Here is a 16,996-nt window from a genome sequence, read left to right on the forward strand (position 1 = left end):
CTTTGTTAAAAGCTAGATGTTCTCATTGAAAAGAGCCCCAGTATGAAGCCGGAGCTCTTGTCGATGCTGCTTTTATAACAGTGATTTCGCAGCCTCAATGGCTTTTTCATAATTTGGATGATTGGTTGCTTCGCTTACGTACTCAGTGTAAACCACTTTTCCGCTTGGGTCTAATACGAAGACCGCACGCGCCAATAAACGCAATTCTTTCATATATAAACCAAACGCTTCACCAAATGACATATCTCTATGATCAGATAATGTTTCGACATTTTCAATTCCGTTTGCTCCGCACCAGCGTGCTTGTGCAAATGGTAGGTCTGCACTAATGGTATAGATATTGACCGGACCTAAACCGGCTGCCTCTTCATTGAAACGTCTTGTTTGTGCGTCACACACACCTGTATCAATAGAAGGAATCACTGAGATAATCGTCACTTTTCCTGTTAAATCAGAAAGTGAAACTTCCCCTAGTGAGTTCGTTAATACCGTGAAATCTGGAGCCTGCTCGCCTACTTTCACTTCATTTCCTACAAGCGTTACTGGGCTCCCTTTAAATGTGATCGATGCCAAAACAATTCCTCCCTTATCAAATGTATGGTTCTATCATAGTAGAGAAAGCAAAAAACTGCAAAGCCTAATCGTCCATTTTGAAAAAAAAGTTAACTGCAGGGCAGCTAACTTTTTAAAGGTCTATGTCATCTAGTTTTCGTTCTTTGTGACGATGCTCCCGTTCATCCTTCTTAAACATGTGCTGAAGACGTTCAATTGCTTGAGGAGCAGAATCCAATATTTTATCGAGCAGATGTGTGTGTTCATCCAAATGAAGCATTCGTACGCCATTTGTTCCCACAATTAAAAAGGCGATTGGTGTAATCGATACTCCCCCACCGCTTCCGCCTCCAAATGGGAGTCTCGGTTCTTTTCGTTCTTGTTCATCAGACCGTTTTTCTTTCTTTTGGTTACCGTTGAATTCACTGCCGCCGGCTGCAAATCCAAAACCAACCTTTGACACAGTGAGAATGACACTGCCGTCAGGGGTTTCGACTGGATCGCCGATGATCGTGTTCACATCGATCATTTCTTTTAAGTTTTCCATCGCTGTCTTCATCAGACCTTGGATTGGATGATCTGCCATTTTCGGGTTCCTCCTTAAACAGATGATTCATTCTTCGTTGCTTGAAGAGAGGCATTTTTTCTCGCCTTTCTCCCTTTTAACCAATGGACAAGTAATCGAATGGCTGCAAGCATAGCATGTCCAATCCGAAAATAAGCTATACATACAAAGTGTGTCTGTGACACATTGTGCTGAAAAGCGGGAATCACTTCATAGACGGGTTTGTGCTTAAAGGTGAGATGCTCCTGCATAAAGGCAAGAAGTGCTCCTTTGACTGACCACACACCACCGGCTGCTACACCTGTTAAAGCTGCGTCATGAAAACCAATCCAGGTGGACCAGTGAAATGAGACGATTTTTATATGAATGAAGAACTTTCGCATGATCCGGTTTAGATCGACAATCTCTTTTGTAATACGCTCCATTTGATGAAGGATTTCCTTTACATCACGTTTTCCCACTTTTTTATGCATGGTTTCTTTTTCTTGACTCGGCGTTTTGGTGCTGGCCATTTTCTTTTCACGAATATCAATCGTTTGATCTTCCGTATTCACTTTCACCATCGGAATGTCTTTCTTCAGTCTGACAATTCCATATAAGGTGATGATCTTCACCGCAATATGGTCATTGTCATTTGCATGTGAATAGTCCAGTGAAATGGTCACTTTCATAAAGATCAATAAGATCACAAGGAACAAAAAAGCGGCAATCCAAACGTACAGCACTGTGCTCACTTCCTCCATAACAAATGATGCTTCCTCTACGATTATGGCTCTCCTTCTGGATTTTATACCCAATCACCCAAAAAAAGAGTTTGACCGGTATCGGCCAAACTCTCTTTGGTTATGCGTTTGATTCTGTTTTTTCATATAAATGTTCATGAACAACCACCGTATCTGCAAAGTAGTCATGAACCCCTTGCTTTTTCGGCGTGAACCCAACCACAGCATAGAGAACAAAAAGCGTATTAATATATCGCCCCACAATTTCTCTAAAGAAAATGACATCCCATGACAGCTTCTTCTCCGGCTGAAGTGAGACGACTTTGATTCCAAACACCATCTTTCCAAGTGTTTGTTGGAAAATCTTCGTCATGATCGCAAAATAAAGCAGAAAGACAATTGTGGTTGTGACGGAAAATGGGGAAAACCAGCCTCCACCTTTTGACCAGCCAAAGAGACTAAAGATTGGAGAAACCGTCAAATGGTTAACACCCCATACGACGAGCCAATCTAGGATAAATGCCCAAAATCTAATCCAGAAACCTGCAAAGGCTTGCGCTTCAATTGAAGTGCGCTTCGCAAGAGTCGGCCTTGATTCTTCCTCTTGGCTGCGACTTTCCGTTACTTCATCGAATGTAGAATCCATCTATGATCCCTCCTTTATTTTGAATAGAGATACATCGGTTTAGACCCATTTGAGCCAGCCAGTGTTTCTTTTAAGTTCAGAAAATCAATTTCGCTTTTAAAGAGCTTGCTTGCACTCATATTGAAAAGAGAGTTCCAGCCAAAGCTTTGTGAATAGCTGATAACCTTTGCTCCTTTTAGGCCTTTTTCATTTTTCTTCATTGCTTTTAGTGCATCTTCATAGTACCCAAGCTCATCCACTAATCCGTTCGATTTCGCCTGTGTTCCGTCATAGACCCGGCCGTCAGCAATTTTCTTGACGTCCTGCTTAGACATGCCGCGTCCTTCAGAAATGACTTTCACAAAGCCTTCATAAGAGTTGTCAACCATGCTTTGCATGATAGCACGCTCATCTTTTGTCATATCACGATTTGGAGACATGATGTCTTTGAATTTTCCACTTTTAATGGTTTCATATTTGATGCCTAAATTATCTGCCAGCTTTGCATAATTCAAACTTTGCATGATGACCCCTAGAGAGCCTGTTAACGTTTCAGGTGAAGCAAAGATTTTTTTCGCTGGAGTGGATACATAATAGCCGCCAGAAGCCGCCATTGAACCCATGGAAACATAAATTGGCTTCTTCGCTTTCTTTACTTCTTCTAATTTTTTATGTATTTCAGCACTTTCATAGACACCGCCGCCAGGAGAGTTGACACGCAGCAAGACACCTTTCACAGACGCATCGTCTTTTGCTTTATCTAATTCTTTTAAGAACGCACGATGATCATATGCTTCCCCGCCTAAAAGGCTGGATGCACCACCGTTATCTTGAATCGTACCATTAATCTCAAGTACAGCAATTTTACTCGCTCCGCTGCCATCCTCTAGTACCTTTTCTTCGATTTCGTCCCCGAATTGATAGCTCATCTTATTATCATTGAAGCTTTCATACAAGGCCGTCGTGATACTAATCACAATCGAAAAGCCAAAAACACCAAGTGCAATGATTAAGGCTACCCATCTTTTCGCATTCATTTCTTTCTCCTCCTTTTTGTCTCACTTCGTTCATACGAATACACACATGAAATGTTTCACAGGAACTGTGGTTTTTTTACATTTCATTTCAACATATGATAGCACCGATGTGAAATGACGATCAACTTTACATCTTCTATCATTTGCTCATCATGACGAAAAATTGGTTATTTTATCCTCTCCCTATATCTAATAGCTCAGACCATCTTTACAACGAAACGCCCAGACCTCTCTTTCTTCCAAAATGAGCTATTAAATTATGCTCAAAGTCAGCGTCGTCTAATCACTTACAATGACTCATTTCTTAAATGGAAGCCTCTATCATGATGAAGCGTCTTTCTAATATTTTTACTTTCATATGAAAAAAGTGTAAAATGTGAACAAGGGTTTTTATGTAAGCCCTTTACTACTCGAAATCTATTTTTGACAACAAAGGGGAGAACGTCAATGACAGACAATCGTCGCAATGTATTTTTCTTTTACAAAAAAGATCATGAATTGGATGGACACATTTCTTCTCTGGAGAAGCTCGCTACCGATCAAGGCTTTCACGTCGTAAAGCGTGCAGAAGATGCCCATATCATTGCTTCAATTGGTGGAGATGGTACATTTCTTCAAGCGGTTCGCAAAACGAACTTCCGGGATGACTGCTTGTATGTAGGGGTATCAAAAACAGAGAATTCGCACCTATACTGCGATTTTTCGTTAGAACATTTTGATCAAATGATTGATGCCATGAACACTGAACAAATTGAAGTGAGAAAATATCCGATCATCGATGTAAGCGTTGACAGTACAAACCAGTTCCATTGTTTAAACGAACTGTCGATCCGCTCTAGCATCATTAAAACATTTGTCATCGATGTGTATATAGATGATTTCCATTTTGAAACCTTTAGAGGCGACGGGATGATTATTTCCACTCCGACCGGTTCAACGGCCTACAATAAATCTGTCAACGGCGCCGTGGTGGATCCGATGCTTCCGTGTATGCAAGTAACCGAGCTGGCATCACTGAATAACAACTCATACCGTACACTTGGAGCTCCTTTCATTTTAAGCAGTGACCGCAAGCTGACACTAAAGGTTGTTCAGGACGGTAACGACCATCCGATTATCGGTCTTGATAACGAAGCGCTAGGTACAAAACATGTCAAACAAATTGATATCGGCCTTTCTGGTAAAGTGATCAAAACGGTCAAATTAAAAGATAACTCCTATTGGGAAAAAGTAAAACGCAGATTCCTTTAATCATTGAAAAGCTCCTTTATGGGGCTTTTTTTCATGCCTTTTCATTCAAGGTCATGGTGTCTTTGAAAAGATATGGTATGATGTCACAAGTATACATGTACGAAAAGGAGAACACGATGCCATTACAACATTTTGATCAATATCCATTAAGCAATGAATTGAAACAAGCGCTAGAAGCGCTTCATTTCCATACACCTACACCCGTCCAGCACGAGACATTATCCGTTGCTTTTTCAAAGCAGGACCTCATTGTCAAATCTCAGACAGGCAGTGGCAAAACAGCAGCCTACGGTCTGCCAATTTGTGAAATGGTGGATTGGGCTGAGAATAAACCTCAAGCCCTCATCCTCGTCCCAACAAGAGAACTTGCCATGCAGGTCAAACAGGATCTGACCAGCCTCGGACGATTTAAACGAATCAAAGCGGCCGCCATTTACGGGAAAGCTCCATTTCAAGCACAAAAAATAGAGCTTGCACAAAAGAACCACATTGTGTGCGGAACGCCAGGACGAATATTGGATCACCTTGAAAAAGGGACACTTTCTTTAGACAATCTGTCATTTTTCGTGTTAGATGAAGCAGACGAAATGCTGAACATGGGATTTATTGATCAAGTCTCTTCTATTATTCAGCATCTGCCGCCAAAGCGGATGTCGATGTTATTTTCAGCGACGATGTCTGATGAAATGAAGGATTTGAGTGAGCAGTTTTTACAATCGCCAAAAGTGATAGAGATTGCTCGGGAGGAAACGACGAAGCAGCAAATCACCCACACGTTGATTGAAACCGAGGAAGAAGGCAAGTTTTCATTACTTCAACGAACGATTGTCATTGAAAATCCAGATAGCTGTATCATTTTTTGCAATACGCAGGAGCGAGTGAATGAGCTGACGATGAAGCTGGATGAGTGGGATGTTCCTTGCGATAAGATTCATGGCGGGATGAGGCAGGAAGATCGCTTTGCCGTCATGGATGAATTCAAAAACGGGGAATTCCGTTATTTGATCGCAACAGATATTGCAGCCCGAGGAATTGATGTCAGTGATATGACACATGTCATTCATTACGACTTGCCATATGAAAAAGAACGCTATATTCACCGGACCGGAAGAACTGGCAGAGCGGGTAAAAGCGGAAAAACGATTGCGTTTATGACAAGGCACGGGCAGCCGCTTATTGAAGAATTAAAAGAGGAAGCTGGTATTCATTTTCAGATTCAGCCTTATCCTACAAAAGAAGAAGCAGAACAGCATGTGGCAAACTTTGAAGAAAAAATTGAAACACCGATTCAAAAGGAAAATAAGCAGGCCGGCATAGAGAAAGATATTATGAAGCTGTATTTTAACGGCGGGAAGAAAAAGAAACTCCGGGCAGTTGATTTCGTTGGAACGATCGCCAAAATAGACGGCGTTGCGTTTGATGACATTGGGATTATTACCATTCAGGAAACGAAAACATATGTAGATATTTTAAATGGCAAAGGCCCTCTTGTGCTAAATGCCATGCGCCACACAACGATTAAAGGCAAGCAGTTAAAAGTACATGAAGCACGTGCATAAAAAGTGAAGGCTAAGCGCCTTTACTTTTTTTATTGATTATCATCACAACTTACAAACCCTTCTGCCACCTGCTTTTTTGATACTCAACATGACAAATGTCATATTGAATACATGATGGGTGCTACTATGAGCATGACACCTTTCCTTCTATACTTTGAAGTAGAAAGAAACGGAAAGGACTTGAACGTTCATGACGACTTCAACAAACACACAGCAGCAAGCCACTTTAAGAAAACAAGTTGGCCAATTCTCTGGTGCTAATTCGAAAAAAAGTATCATTCAACTCTTTAATACATTCATTCCATTTTTGGGGCTTTGGTTTCTTGCCTATTATAGCCTGAACATCTCCTACCTTTTAACCCTCTTCTTTGCGGTGATTGCAGCTGGATTTTTAGTGCGTGTCTTTATTATTTTTCACGACTGCTGCCATCAATCCTTTTTTAAACAGAAGCCGCTAAATCACCTGTTCGGATTTGTAACGGGCGTACTCACCCTTTTCCCTTATCTTCAATGGCAAAGAGATCATTCAATTCACCATGCCACAAGCAGTAATCTAGACAAACGAGGTACTGGCGACATTTGGCTCCTGACAGTCAAAGAATATCAAGAAGCATCAGCTTGGACGAAATTTCGCTACAGATTTTACCGTAATCCTTTTGTGATGTTTATTTTAGGACCGATCTTTGTTTTTCTCTTAAAAAACCGTTTCAACGTCAAAAATGCTCGTAAAAAAGAGCGCTGGAACACGTATTTCACAAACGTGAGCATCATTGCGCTAGCAACTGCAACGTGTCTTCTTTTTGGCTGGCAGGAGTTCCTGCTTGTCCAAGGTCCAATCTTCCTGATCTCAGGGTCAATCGGTGTATGGTTATTTTATGTGCAGCATACATTTGAAGATTCTTACTTTGAAGCAGATGAACATTGGAATTATGTGCAGGCAGCTGTAGAAGGCAGTTCTTTTTACAAATTGCCAAAACTTCTTCAATGGTTAACAGGCAATATTGGTTACCACCATGTCCATCATTTAAGCCCGAGGGTACCGAATTATCATTTAGAACATGCCCATGAACACAGTGAACCACTTAAAAATGTGCCAACCATCACGTTAAAGACTAGTATTGAGTCGATGAAATTCAGACTATGGGATGAAGAGACGAAAGCATTTGTGACCTTTAAAGAAGCACGTCAGATTAGAATCACCCCTGTCATAAAAGGAGACATTCTGAAGAAGAATGCATAATTGGCGCAAGCTCTTTCTTACAATAGAAGGAGCTTGTTGTATTTGCAGGATGCGCTCATCTGTTCAATTTGATAAAGTAGTGAAAAAGACTGAAAAAATGAAAAAGGTGAATCACGGATGAAAAAACAACTTAAAATTCAAAAACTGCATGGGATTTCCCCATATATTTGGGCGATTTTTTTCATCCTGCCCTTTTATTTTATCTTTAAGACCCCTTCGACTTTAGGCATTGTGATCGGCATTATTTTAAACGTCGTCTTTTTTGCGGTCTACCGTTTTGCCTTTGTCTCAAAGGGCTGGTCGTTATATGTATTCGGCCTTCTATTAATCGCCATTTCGACTGGTTATGTGATGCTCTACAGCTACATTTATTTTGCTTTTTGTATCGCCTATTTCAACGGGCATATCAAAAGAAAAGTCCCTTTCTATATCTTATACTATATCCATCTAGCGAGCGCTGCCGTAGCAGTGAACTTTAGCCTGATCTTAAAAAAGGGCTGGTTTCTCACGCAAATTCCGTTTGTCGTGATTACACTGATCAGCGCCATCCTCCTCCCTCTTAGCATTAGAAGCAGGAAGGAACGTGAACGGCTAGAAGAGAAATTAGAATATGCCAATGAACGGATCGCCGATCTTGTCAAACTTGAAGAAAGACAGCGAATTGCTCGCGATCTGCATGACACACTTGGACAAAAACTCTCTCTCATTGGATTAAAAAGTGACCTTGCCCGTAAGCTCGTGTATAAAGACCCTGAACAGGCTCGTGCCGAACTAAAAAGCGTCCAGCAGACAGCTAGAACGTCTCTAAATGAAGTGCGAAAAATTGTTTCTTCCATGAAAGGCATTCGGATCAAAGATGAAATATTGAACATCAAGCAAATCCTTGAAGCCGCCGATATTGACATGATTTATGATGAAAAAGAAGCGCCGAAACACATCTCTCTTCTTAACGAAAACATTGTGAGCATGTGCATCAAAGAGGCCGTGACGAATGTCGTCAAGCATAGCGACGCCACTGTCTGTCAAATCACGATTCATCAAAAGTCAAAGGAAGCTGTCATTACAGTTGAGGATAACGGCACATTTAAAGGCAGTCATCCATCCTCTCAATCGAAGGGACATGGCCTTGCAGGGATTAGAGAAAGATTGGAATTTGCAAATGGACGCCTGCACATTGAGACAAAAAACGGGACGAAGCTGATCATGAGCATTCCAAATGATTCAGCAGCGAAAGATAAGGAGGAAATAAAATGATTAACATCTTTATCGCAGAGGATCAGCAAATGCTGCTCGGTGCTCTTGGATCGCTTCTCGATTTAGAAGACGATATGACGGTTGTTGGAAAAGGTACAAACGGCCAGGATGCCATAGATTTTGCTAAAAAACACCCGGTCGACATTTGTTTAATGGATATTGAAATGCCCGGGAAATCTGGGCTCGATGCCGCTGAAGAACTTAAAAAGTCTGATGTGAAGATCATCATTTTAACAACCTTTGCTCGTTCTGGCTATTTTCAAAGAGCACTGAAAGCTGGCGTTAGCGGCTACATGCTGAAGGACAGCCCAAGCGAGGATTTAGCAAGTGCCATCCGAAGCGTGATGAAAGGGAAAAAGGTGTACGCCCCTGAATTAATGGAAGACTTGTACAGCGACGAAAATCCTTTAACTGAACGAGAAAAGTCGGTTCTAGAACTCGTCGCAGACGGAAAAAACACAAAAGAAATCGCCAAGGAACTCAGCATTAAAAGCGGCACTGTCCGAAACTACATATCCGTTATTTTAGATAAACTAGAAGTCAAAAACCGAATTGAGGCCATTACTCGTTCCAAAGAAAAAGGCTGGTTTAAATAAGAAAAAAGATCAGGTCATACCACTGCCTTGATCTTTTTTTCTTTTTATCAGAATTCCTCTATCCACTGCTAAAATATCATTGACAACAAACCTCACTTCTATGGTATGATATCTGAGTGATAATAATTATCATTATCACTCATACAACCAAATACACGGCTGATGTGCCGATTTCAAAGGAGTTTACATTCATGAAGAAAATATTGTTCCCTCTGATGCTCATCTTCGTACTTGCGTTGAGCGCATGTGGCAATAGCAGCAACTCTTCCTCAAATAAAGGAAAGCAATCAACGTCATCGGACACGATTACATATCAATCTGAAAATGGACCTGTGAAGCTGCCAGCAAATCCAAAACGTGTTGTTGTTCTCGCCTCTTATACAGGAAATGTCTTGTCACTTGGTGTGAACCTTGTGGGTGTTGACTCTTGGTCAAAAAAGAATCCACGTTTCAAAAAGAAATTAAAAAATGTGGAAGAAGTATCCGATGAAAATGTGGAAAAAATCATGAAGCTAAAGCCTGATGTCATCATCGGTTTAAGCGGTGCAAAAAATGTAGAAAAACTGAAAAAAATCGCCCCTACCGTTTTATTCACGTATAACAAAGTCGATTACCTTCAGCAGCATATTGAAATTGGAAAAGTCTTAAACAAAGAAAAAGAAGCAGAAGCATGGGTCAAGGATTTCAAACAGCGCGCAGCTGAAGCTGGCAAAGAAATCAAAGCAAAAATCGGTGAAGATGCAACCGTATCTGTCTTTGAAAGCGGCACAAAAGATCTTTACGTCTTTGGAGATGCATGGGGACGCGGAACAGAAATCCTCTACCAAGCAATGAAACTAAAAATGCCTGAAAAAGTAAAAGAAAAAGCATTAAAAGCTGGTTATTATGCGGTATCACAAGAGGTCATCCCTGAATTTGCCGGAGACTATATGATCATTAGCAAAAACAGCGAGATGGACAATTCCTATCAAAACAGTGAAATCTATAAGTCCATTCCTGCTGTGAAAAAACATCGTGTGTATGAAGCAAATGCGGAAGAGTTTTACTTTAATGACCCACTCACACTTGAATATCAATTATCATTCTTTAAAAAGCACTTTTTAGGTAAATAAACCGAAGCAAGGGATCTCTTCCCTTGCTTTTTTACTGTCTGCTTCTAGCGGGAGTGCCTGTTTTCCGCTACAATGATGTACAAGTAATTCAAAAAGTGTGGTGCTCGTTTTGTTTAAAATTTTGCTGATTGAGGATGATACAACCCTCTTCCAAGAAATCAAAGAACGTTTAGTCAACTGGTCTTATGATGTGTATGGGATCAACAATTTTCAACAGGTCATGCAGGAGTTCACTTCCATCCAGCCTGATTTAGTCATTATTGATATTCAGCTGCCAAAGTACGATGGCTTTCATTGGTGCCGGATGATTCGGCATCATTCTAATGTGCCCATCATCTTTCTTTCATCTCGTGATCATCCTGCTGATATGGTCATGTCGATGCAGCTTGGAGCTGATGATTTTGTACAAAAGCCCTTTCACTTTGACGTTCTCATCGCCAAAGTAAGTGCTGTTCTTCGCCGAGTCCATGATTATAATGCGGAACCAGCCAACTTAAAAGTCTGGTGCGGCGCTACCCTTGATCTCGAAAATAATACAGTGACAAATGAAAACGGTGAGGTTGAATTAACAAAAAATGAGTTTTTTATTCTAAAAGAATTGATTCAGCATAAAAATCATATCGTCAAAAGGGAATCTCTCATCCAAGCTTTATGGGACGATGAACGATTCGTGAGTGACAATACACTCACTGTAAACGTCAACCGCCTTAGAAAAAAACTAGACGAAATCTCCCTTGGCGCCTTCATTGAAACAAAGGTGGGTCAAGGTTATCTTGCAAAAGAAAAGGATGATCAATGATGCTGCAAGCATTTCTAAAAGAACGAAGAAGCTGGATCTTGTTCTTTCTTAGTTTGCAGCTTCTCATTCTCTTTGTTGCATATTTGGATACAACGATTCCACTGGCTTCTCTTTTTTATATCGTGCTTTTGTCTACATTACTCTTCATTGTTTTTCTTTTTTTTCGTTACCGGAAAGAAACTGCTTATTACATGCAACTGAAAGAATGGGATGAAAATATAGACCATCAAATGCGTCTCAAACCCTCTTCCCCCTTTGAACAAATTGTACAGGAGGCAGCATCAGAGCAAATTGACCGATACCGCCAGATGACGGCTAAGCAAAAGACTGCGCTGGAAGAAGAAAAAGATGAACTGCTCTCATGGATACATGAGGTGAAAACGCCGCTCACGGCGATGCACTTAATGATTGACCGCATAACAGAACAGCCGCTCAAATCAAATATGACATATGAATGGCTTAGAATACATTTACTCCTTGATGCACAGCTGCATCAAAGCAGGATCCAACATATTGAAAATGATTTATTTATTGAAAAACTGGATCTCCAAAACATGCTAACGAAAGAAATCAAAGCGCTCCAATCGTGGTGTATGCAAAAAGGAATTGGCTTTGACCTTTTATTAGAAGAGCGAGATGTATTAAGTGATACAAAATGGTTATCCTTTATGATCAGACAAGTGCTGACAAACGCCGTCAAGTACAGCCAATCATCTGACATTATCATCGAAAGCAAACAAATGAACGAACAAGTGGTGCTCACCATCACAGATCAAGGCAGAGGAATTGACCCAAGAGACGTGTCCCGTATTTTTGAAAAAGGCTTTACCTCCACAAGACATCACAATGACACGGCCTCCACAGGCATGGGGCTCTATTTAACAAAAAAGGGAGCTGACGCTCTTCATATCACGATCGAGGTCAACTCCACATTAGATCAAGGGACAACTTTCACCTTTATTTTTCCGAAAAAGAATGATTTTGTGCATATTGCAAGCATGTGAACATACAGTTCAAGAAACCCAATCTCTTCATCCAACGATGCATTGAAGAGATTGGGTGATTTTATACAGCCATATCACGCTACTTCACGGCATATTTCTCCTAGCTGTTTCCTTCTATAAATACTCATTAGCAGCCCGACTGACATCATTTCTAGAAGAATATGAGATCCCCCATAGCTCATAAAAGGCATGGAAACTCCTGATATAGGCAATAATCCAAAGTTTGTGAAAATACTTAAGATAAATTTTGCTGCAAATGTGGTTGCCAAACCAATCATTAATATTTTGCCATAAGCAGATTGAACTCGTTTCGCTGTATGAACTACTCTATAAATCAAAGTCACAAACAACATAAGAACGGCCAATCCTGCAAACCATCCGAATGAATAAATGATATACGTCAACATCCAATCAGTGTGAACATCATACAATGCGTACGGATTTATTTGAAAACCATTTGAGCTAAATTCATGAAGTGAGTATTGGTAAAAGTGGGCCATATCAGCTTGATACAGAGAAAATAATTGAACAATGAGATAGACAATACCTGCTGCTGTAAACGGAATAAGCTGTCTCATTCTTGCATGAGATACATACATCATCGTTATGCATATGACCATAAAGGTGATGGTTGCAGAAAGAGATCCGACTATATGTAATAAAATAATGGGTAAAGTGACAATCGCTAACCCTAGCCAGGACTTGAAACCATTCTTCCAATTCCAAGATTGATAAATGCCAGCTAACGAAATAATCATCAGAAATGGAAAAATTTCAGTCAGATTGATCGATCCATTATTTAAGCTTAAAAAGAGAATACCGTTCACTCTTGTCCCAATCATCATTGTAAGAATCAGCATTCCAATCGTTCCTATGTATAAATGCCATGAATAGGGTAAAAAGCGCCGATAATCAAAAGCAAACAGTCCAAGCATCAACGCAAGACCAAATACATAGTAAATGAGACTTTTATAAAAGATATTCGTGTCTTGAAAATGAAGTAAATGAGAATGAAACTGAAAATAATACATTACAAACAGCCCAAATAAACAAGTAGCTAATACAAGAAGTATCGTTTTAAAGTCAACTTGAGTTTTGTGTGTTTCATGAAGCTGCATTCCGAGTATGGCTGCATCTCCAATTTGATCGAGCGCTTGATCTACCGCCTCTTCTTCAGACATGCCCGCACTGACCGCTTCCTCTTTCAGTGTGTATAAATGATCACGAAGCTCAAGCTTTATACTTGCATGTACGTCTTTATTTTTGATTCGTTTACACACATTTTTGATATATTGTTCAAATTTTTTCTCTAGTCCCATACGACTTTCTCCCCGTTCAAAACGCCATCTACTGCATCTTTGAAGACGGTCCATTCTTCCTTCTTTTCCTTCATAAACGCTTTGCCCTGTTCATTAATCCGATAATACTTCCTTTTTCGATTGCCATTCCCTTCACCCCAGTAAGACACAATGAATCCTTTCCCCTCCAAAGTGTGCAAAATAGGATATATCGTCCCCTCTTTAAAGCTAAAAATCCCTTCGGATTTCGACTCCAATTCCTTAATCATTTCATATCCATACATCGGCTTTTCATTTAACAAGCTTAAAATAAGGGTAGCTGTACTCCCCTTTAGAAGCTCTTTACTCACTTTCATCCATGGTCACCCCTAATACATAGATTCACTATGCATATATTTGATATGCATATCTTACATGAAATCAAATACTCTGTAAAGGTTCATCAGAAAAAAACAAGAAATTTGATACATCATAGCGAAAAACAGATAAAATAATTGAATAACAATCTGAATTCTACATAAGGCTTTGACATATGAAACAAGCATGTGACAACAATGTCACATGCTCGTCTGTTTTGTTCGCCAAATCGCAGGAAGTCTGATCGGCTTCTTTTTATACTAGAGATATCAATTAAATAAAAAAGGGGTTCGACAGATGAACATTTTAGAAGCTCGCAAGTTATATAAAAGCTATGGAAATAAATTCAATAAACAAGAGGTGCTGAAAGGCATTGATTTGACGATAGAAGCTGGAGAATTTGTCAGCATCATGGGGCCATCAGGTTCGGGGAAAACGACCCTTTTGAACGTATTGTCATCGATTGATCATGTGTCCAGCGGATCGATTCGGATCGCAGATGCAGATATGACGCAAATGAAAGATCAGCAGCTCGCTGAATTTAGAAAGAAACAGCTTGGCTTTGTTTTTCAGGATTACAACTTACTTGATACACTCACGGTTAAAGAGAACATCCTCTTGCCATTATCCATCTCCAAAACGCCTAAAAAAGAAGCTTTTGAACGCTTTCAACAGCTTGCAGAGGATATGGGGATTTATGAACTAAGAGACAAATATCCAAATGAACTGTCTGGTGGACAAAAGCAACGGACATCTGCGGTACGTGCCTTTATTCATGAACCAAGCCTTATTTTTGCTGATGAACCAACTGGAGCACTTGATTCCAAATCTGCTTCTGACTTACTGAACAAGCTGCAAGAATTCAATCACAAGCGCAAAGCAACCATTGTCATGGTGACGCATGACCCTGTTGCAGCCAGTTATTCAAGACGAGTGATTTTTATCAAAGATGGACAGATCTATACACAATTGAATAAAGGCGCTCTAGAGAGAAAGATGTTTTTCGAGGATATTATGAAAACGCAAGGTGTTTTAGGCGGTGTGAAGCATGAACATTAATCAGCTCGTCTTCCGCAATCTGAAGAAAAACTTAAAAAATTACTATTTATACGTGTTTGCACTTGTATTTAGTGTGGCGCTCTACTTTTCTTTTGTCACCTTGCAGTACTCACCAGCACTTGATGATGTAAAGGGGTCCATTAAGGGCGGTGCGTCGATTAAAGCCGCTTCAGTACTACTCATTGCCATTGTTGGAATCTTCCTGTTATATGCGAACAGCATTTTTATTAAACGAAGAGGGAGAGAAATAGGTCTCCTGCAGCTCATTGGCATGACGAAACAAAAAATTTCCAAACTACTCAATGCAGAAAACTTTATCCTATATGTGGTCTCCATGGCTATTGGTATCATAGCTGGATTTATCGGTTCAAAACTCATGCTGATGGTGCTATTTAAAGTAACCGGCGTGAACGCCATCGCCAACCTGCATTTTTCAGGCATGGCCCTTTTGCAGACACTGATCGTCTTTTTCGTCATCTATGGATTAATTATGTTAAGAAATCGATGGTTTATTAATAGACAGACGATTTTATCTTTATTTAGAACCACGTCTTCTACAGAACAGCGTGTGAAAAAAATCTCTGTGTTTGAAATCATCATTGGGGTTCTAGGCATTGCATTCATCAGCTCAGGCTATTATATTTCTTCTCAGCTTTTTACCGGCACATATACGTCCATGCTTGCGTTACTTTTAGCGATGATTTATATTCTAGCCTCTGTCATTATCGGTACCTTTCTTTTCTATAAAGGCTCTGTTTCGTTCATTGCCAATATCGTACGCAAACGAAAAAATGGCTATCTCGCCATTCATGAAGTCCTGTCTCTGTCATCTATTATGTTCCGGTTAAAATCAAACGCACTGCTTTTAACGATTATTACAACGGTATCTGCGCTTGCCATCGGGTTGTTATCTTTAAGCTACATTTCCTATTACTCAGCAGAAAAAACCGCTGAACAACAGATCCCTTCACATTTCGTCATGGGTTCTGAGAAAGATACCGATACCTTCACTCGTGCACTTTCTGACAAACATATTGCGTATGAAACAAAGCAGTTCAAGGTCATTCAAGCGAAGTTTGACGCAAAAAAGATCATGGATTCAGAGATTAAAAATATGAATAATGATCCAGGTGTCTTAACTCTACCTGTGATCAGTGAGAAAAACGCACCAAATATTCATGTGAAAAGCAACGAAGTCACCTTAAGCGGCTACAGTGATTTATTGAAGAAATTCATGCCGATTCAAAGTTCAGGTGATGTGAAACTACTTATTAAGAAACCCCTTGATTTAAAGGTCATTGATATGAAGAAAGATTACCTCATTTCTTACAACTTTACGTTTGGTGGTCTACCTGTTGCTGTCGTCAGTCAAAGTGTCTTTGAGCAGCTTGACCAGCAGAAAGATCCTAAACTTCAGGTTGAGCATAATCAATATCACGCAGTCAATATAAAAGATGATCAAAACCTTGAACAAGCGAATGATGTGTTTACCTCTTTAAAACTAGGTGACAACAGCATGTCTCAATTGGCTACCACTCAGCAGCAAAAGCAAACAATAGGACTGATGATGTTTGTGGTCGGATTTTTAGGTCTCAGCTTCCTTGTCACATCAGGCTGTATTTTATACTTTAAGCAGATGAATGAAAGTGAAGAAGAACAAAGCTCTTACACGATCTTGCGTAAGCTTGGTTTTACTGAGAAGGATCTATTAAAAGGTATTCGGCTCAAACAGCTATTTAACTTTGGGATTCCGCTCATTGTCGGCTTGCTGCACAGCTACTTTGCAGTACAGTCAGGCTGGTTTTTATTCGGCGGTGAACTGTGGGCACCAATGCTCATCGTCATGTCGATTTATACGGTGTTATATTCTATCTTCGGATTCCTATCTGTCCAGTATTACAAAAAAGTCATTAAAGAATCCTTGTAATCTCATCCCCATAGGCAGCTGCCTATGGGGATTGTTTGT

At 40.1% G+C, this 16,996-nt stretch carries 17 protein-coding genes; 10 read left to right on the top strand and 7 right to left on the bottom strand.

Annotated elements, in window-relative coordinates; translation table 11 throughout:
- Nucleotides 1–72 precede the first annotated feature (72 nt).
- The 5 genes from tpx to sppA all read right to left on the bottom strand — a co-directional run bounded on the left by tpx (nt 73) and on the right by sppA (nt 3,501).
- A complete protein-coding gene (gene tpx / locus ACRRMM_RS04370; protein WP_007501731.1) occupies nt 73–573 on the bottom strand; it encodes a thiol peroxidase in 501 nt (166 codons plus the stop codon).
- Between the two features lie 112 nt (nt 574–685).
- Complete coding sequence (ytfJ, locus tag ACRRMM_RS04375) at nt 686–1,138, bottom strand: GerW family sporulation protein (RefSeq protein ID WP_007501733.1); 453 nt, start codon at nt 1,136–1,138, stop codon at nt 686–688.
- A 14-nt stretch (nt 1,139–1,152) separates the two neighbouring features.
- The gene (locus tag ACRRMM_RS04380) at nt 1,153–1,860 is read right to left on the bottom strand and encodes a DUF2953 domain-containing protein (protein ID WP_428828555.1); all 708 of its coding nucleotides are present in this window, start codon (nt 1,858–1,860) and stop codon (nt 1,153–1,155) included.
- Nucleotides 1,861–1,960: 100 nt separating this feature from the next.
- Nucleotides 1,961–2,485 (bottom strand): RDD family protein, encoded by a 525-nt coding sequence (locus ACRRMM_RS04385; RefSeq protein ID WP_113747101.1) that lies wholly within the window; start codon nt 2,483–2,485, stop codon nt 1,961–1,963.
- Nucleotides 2,486–2,499: 14 nt separating this feature from the next.
- Complete coding sequence (gene sppA, locus ACRRMM_RS04390; protein WP_008343134.1) at nt 2,500–3,501, bottom strand: signal peptide peptidase SppA; 1,002 nt, start codon at nt 3,499–3,501, stop codon at nt 2,500–2,502.
- Between the two features lie 447 nt (nt 3,502–3,948).
- Between sppA and ACRRMM_RS04395 the strand changes: the two genes are divergently transcribed.
- The 8 genes from ACRRMM_RS04395 (at nt 3,949) to ACRRMM_RS04430 (ending at nt 12,316) form a co-directional block, all read left to right on the top strand.
- Nucleotides 3,949–4,752: an NAD kinase gene (locus ACRRMM_RS04395; protein ID WP_017358281.1), complete on the top strand. Its 804-nt coding sequence runs from the start codon at nt 3,949–3,951 to the stop codon at nt 4,750–4,752.
- Nucleotides 4,753–4,868: 116 nt separating this feature from the next.
- On the top strand, nt 4,869–6,311 hold the full coding sequence (locus ACRRMM_RS04400; protein ID WP_428828556.1) for a DEAD/DEAH box helicase: 1,443 nt from the start codon (nt 4,869–4,871) through the stop codon (nt 6,309–6,311).
- A gap of 190 nt (nt 6,312–6,501) precedes the next feature.
- Nucleotides 6,502–7,551, top strand: a complete 1,050-nt coding sequence (locus tag ACRRMM_RS04405; RefSeq protein ID WP_025207785.1) for a fatty acid desaturase — start codon at nt 6,502–6,504, stop codon at nt 7,549–7,551.
- A gap of 117 nt (nt 7,552–7,668) precedes the next feature.
- The gene (locus ACRRMM_RS04410; RefSeq protein WP_108611312.1) at nt 7,669–8,805 is read left to right on the top strand and encodes a sensor histidine kinase; all 1,137 of its coding nucleotides are present in this window, start codon (nt 7,669–7,671) and stop codon (nt 8,803–8,805) included.
- Nucleotides 8,802–9,401, top strand: a complete 600-nt coding sequence (locus ACRRMM_RS04415; protein ID WP_035391139.1) for a response regulator transcription factor — start codon at nt 8,802–8,804, stop codon at nt 9,399–9,401. The genes ACRRMM_RS04410 and ACRRMM_RS04415 overlap by 4 nt, the downstream gene beginning before the upstream one ends.
- Nucleotides 9,402–9,592: 191 nt before the next feature.
- A complete protein-coding gene (locus ACRRMM_RS04420; RefSeq protein WP_017367846.1) occupies nt 9,593–10,513 on the top strand; it encodes an iron-hydroxamate ABC transporter substrate-binding protein in 921 nt (306 codons plus the stop codon).
- A gap of 109 nt (nt 10,514–10,622) precedes the next feature.
- Nucleotides 10,623–11,312, top strand: coding sequence for a response regulator transcription factor (locus ACRRMM_RS04425; RefSeq protein ID WP_047945292.1), 690 nt, complete (start codon nt 10,623–10,625; stop codon nt 11,310–11,312).
- A complete protein-coding gene (locus ACRRMM_RS04430) occupies nt 11,312–12,316 on the top strand; it encodes a sensor histidine kinase (protein ID WP_019743716.1) in 1,005 nt (334 codons plus the stop codon). Before ACRRMM_RS04425 ends, ACRRMM_RS04430 begins: the two co-directional genes overlap by 1 nt.
- A 74-nt stretch (nt 12,317–12,390) precedes the next feature.
- On the opposite strand, the gene ACRRMM_RS04435 is transcribed toward ACRRMM_RS04430, so the two are convergent.
- Together ACRRMM_RS04435 and ACRRMM_RS04440 are read right to left on the bottom strand one after the other, a co-directional pair.
- Complete coding sequence (locus ACRRMM_RS04435) at nt 12,391–13,635, bottom strand: FtsW/RodA/SpoVE family cell cycle protein (protein ID WP_046344207.1); 1,245 nt, start codon at nt 13,633–13,635, stop codon at nt 12,391–12,393.
- On the bottom strand, nt 13,626–13,970 hold the full coding sequence (locus tag ACRRMM_RS04440) for a PadR family transcriptional regulator (RefSeq protein WP_035391131.1): 345 nt from the start codon (nt 13,968–13,970) through the stop codon (nt 13,626–13,628). Before ACRRMM_RS04440 ends, ACRRMM_RS04435 begins: the two co-directional genes overlap by 10 nt.
- A 298-nt stretch (nt 13,971–14,268) precedes the next feature.
- Between ACRRMM_RS04440 and ACRRMM_RS04445 the strand changes: the two genes are divergently transcribed.
- Together ACRRMM_RS04445 and ACRRMM_RS04450 are read left to right on the top strand one after the other, a co-directional pair.
- Nucleotides 14,269–15,030, top strand: a complete 762-nt coding sequence (locus ACRRMM_RS04445) for an ABC transporter ATP-binding protein (RefSeq protein ID WP_017358290.1) — start codon at nt 14,269–14,271, stop codon at nt 15,028–15,030.
- On the top strand, nt 15,020–16,957 hold the full coding sequence (locus ACRRMM_RS04450; RefSeq protein ID WP_428828557.1) for an FtsX-like permease family protein: 1,938 nt from the start codon (nt 15,020–15,022) through the stop codon (nt 16,955–16,957). The genes ACRRMM_RS04445 and ACRRMM_RS04450 overlap by 11 nt, the downstream gene beginning before the upstream one ends.
- The last annotated feature ends 39 nt before the right edge of the window (nt 16,958–16,996 follow it).

The organism is Bacillus sp. XT-4, from assembly GCF_050864245.1.
Taxonomy (GTDB): Bacteria; Bacillota; Bacilli; order Bacillales; family Bacillaceae; genus Bacillus; species Bacillus altitudinis.

What these genes read in the sequence shown, in the direction of transcription:
- ytfJ (WP_007501733.1), bottom strand. Translation starts at nt 1,138, where the DNA reads ATGGCAGATCATCCAATCCAAGGTCTGATGAAGACAGCGATGGAAAAC.
- ACRRMM_RS04380 (WP_428828555.1), bottom strand. Translation starts at nt 1,860, where the DNA reads ATGGAGGAAGTGAGCACAGTGCTGTACGTTTGGATTGCCGCTTTTTTG.
- ACRRMM_RS04385 (WP_113747101.1), bottom strand. Translation starts at nt 2,485, where the DNA reads ATGGATTCTACATTCGATGAAGTAACGGAAAGTCGCAGCCAAGAGGAA.
- sppA (WP_008343134.1), bottom strand. Translation starts at nt 3,501, where the DNA reads ATGAATGCGAAAAGATGGGTAGCCTTAATCATTGCACTTGGTGTTTTT.
- ACRRMM_RS04395 (WP_017358281.1), top strand. Translation starts at nt 3,949, where the DNA reads ATGACAGACAATCGTCGCAATGTATTTTTCTTTTACAAAAAAGATCAT.
- ACRRMM_RS04400 (WP_428828556.1), top strand. Translation starts at nt 4,869, where the DNA reads ATGCCATTACAACATTTTGATCAATATCCATTAAGCAATGAATTGAAA.
- ACRRMM_RS04405 (WP_025207785.1), top strand. Translation starts at nt 6,502, where the DNA reads ATGACGACTTCAACAAACACACAGCAGCAAGCCACTTTAAGAAAACAA.
- ACRRMM_RS04410 (WP_108611312.1), top strand. Translation starts at nt 7,669, where the DNA reads ATGAAAAAACAACTTAAAATTCAAAAACTGCATGGGATTTCCCCATAT.
- ACRRMM_RS04415 (WP_035391139.1), top strand. Translation starts at nt 8,802, where the DNA reads ATGATTAACATCTTTATCGCAGAGGATCAGCAAATGCTGCTCGGTGCT.
- ACRRMM_RS04420 (WP_017367846.1), top strand. Translation starts at nt 9,593, where the DNA reads ATGAAGAAAATATTGTTCCCTCTGATGCTCATCTTCGTACTTGCGTTG.
- ACRRMM_RS04430 (WP_019743716.1), top strand. Translation starts at nt 11,312, where the DNA reads ATGCTGCAAGCATTTCTAAAAGAACGAAGAAGCTGGATCTTGTTCTTT.
- ACRRMM_RS04435 (WP_046344207.1), bottom strand. Translation starts at nt 13,635, where the DNA reads ATGGGACTAGAGAAAAAATTTGAACAATATATCAAAAATGTGTGTAAA.
- ACRRMM_RS04440 (WP_035391131.1), bottom strand. Translation starts at nt 13,970, where the DNA reads ATGAAAGTGAGTAAAGAGCTTCTAAAGGGGAGTACAGCTACCCTTATT.
- ACRRMM_RS04445 (WP_017358290.1), top strand. Translation starts at nt 14,269, where the DNA reads ATGAACATTTTAGAAGCTCGCAAGTTATATAAAAGCTATGGAAATAAA.
- ACRRMM_RS04450 (WP_428828557.1), top strand. Translation starts at nt 15,020, where the DNA reads ATGAACATTAATCAGCTCGTCTTCCGCAATCTGAAGAAAAACTTAAAA.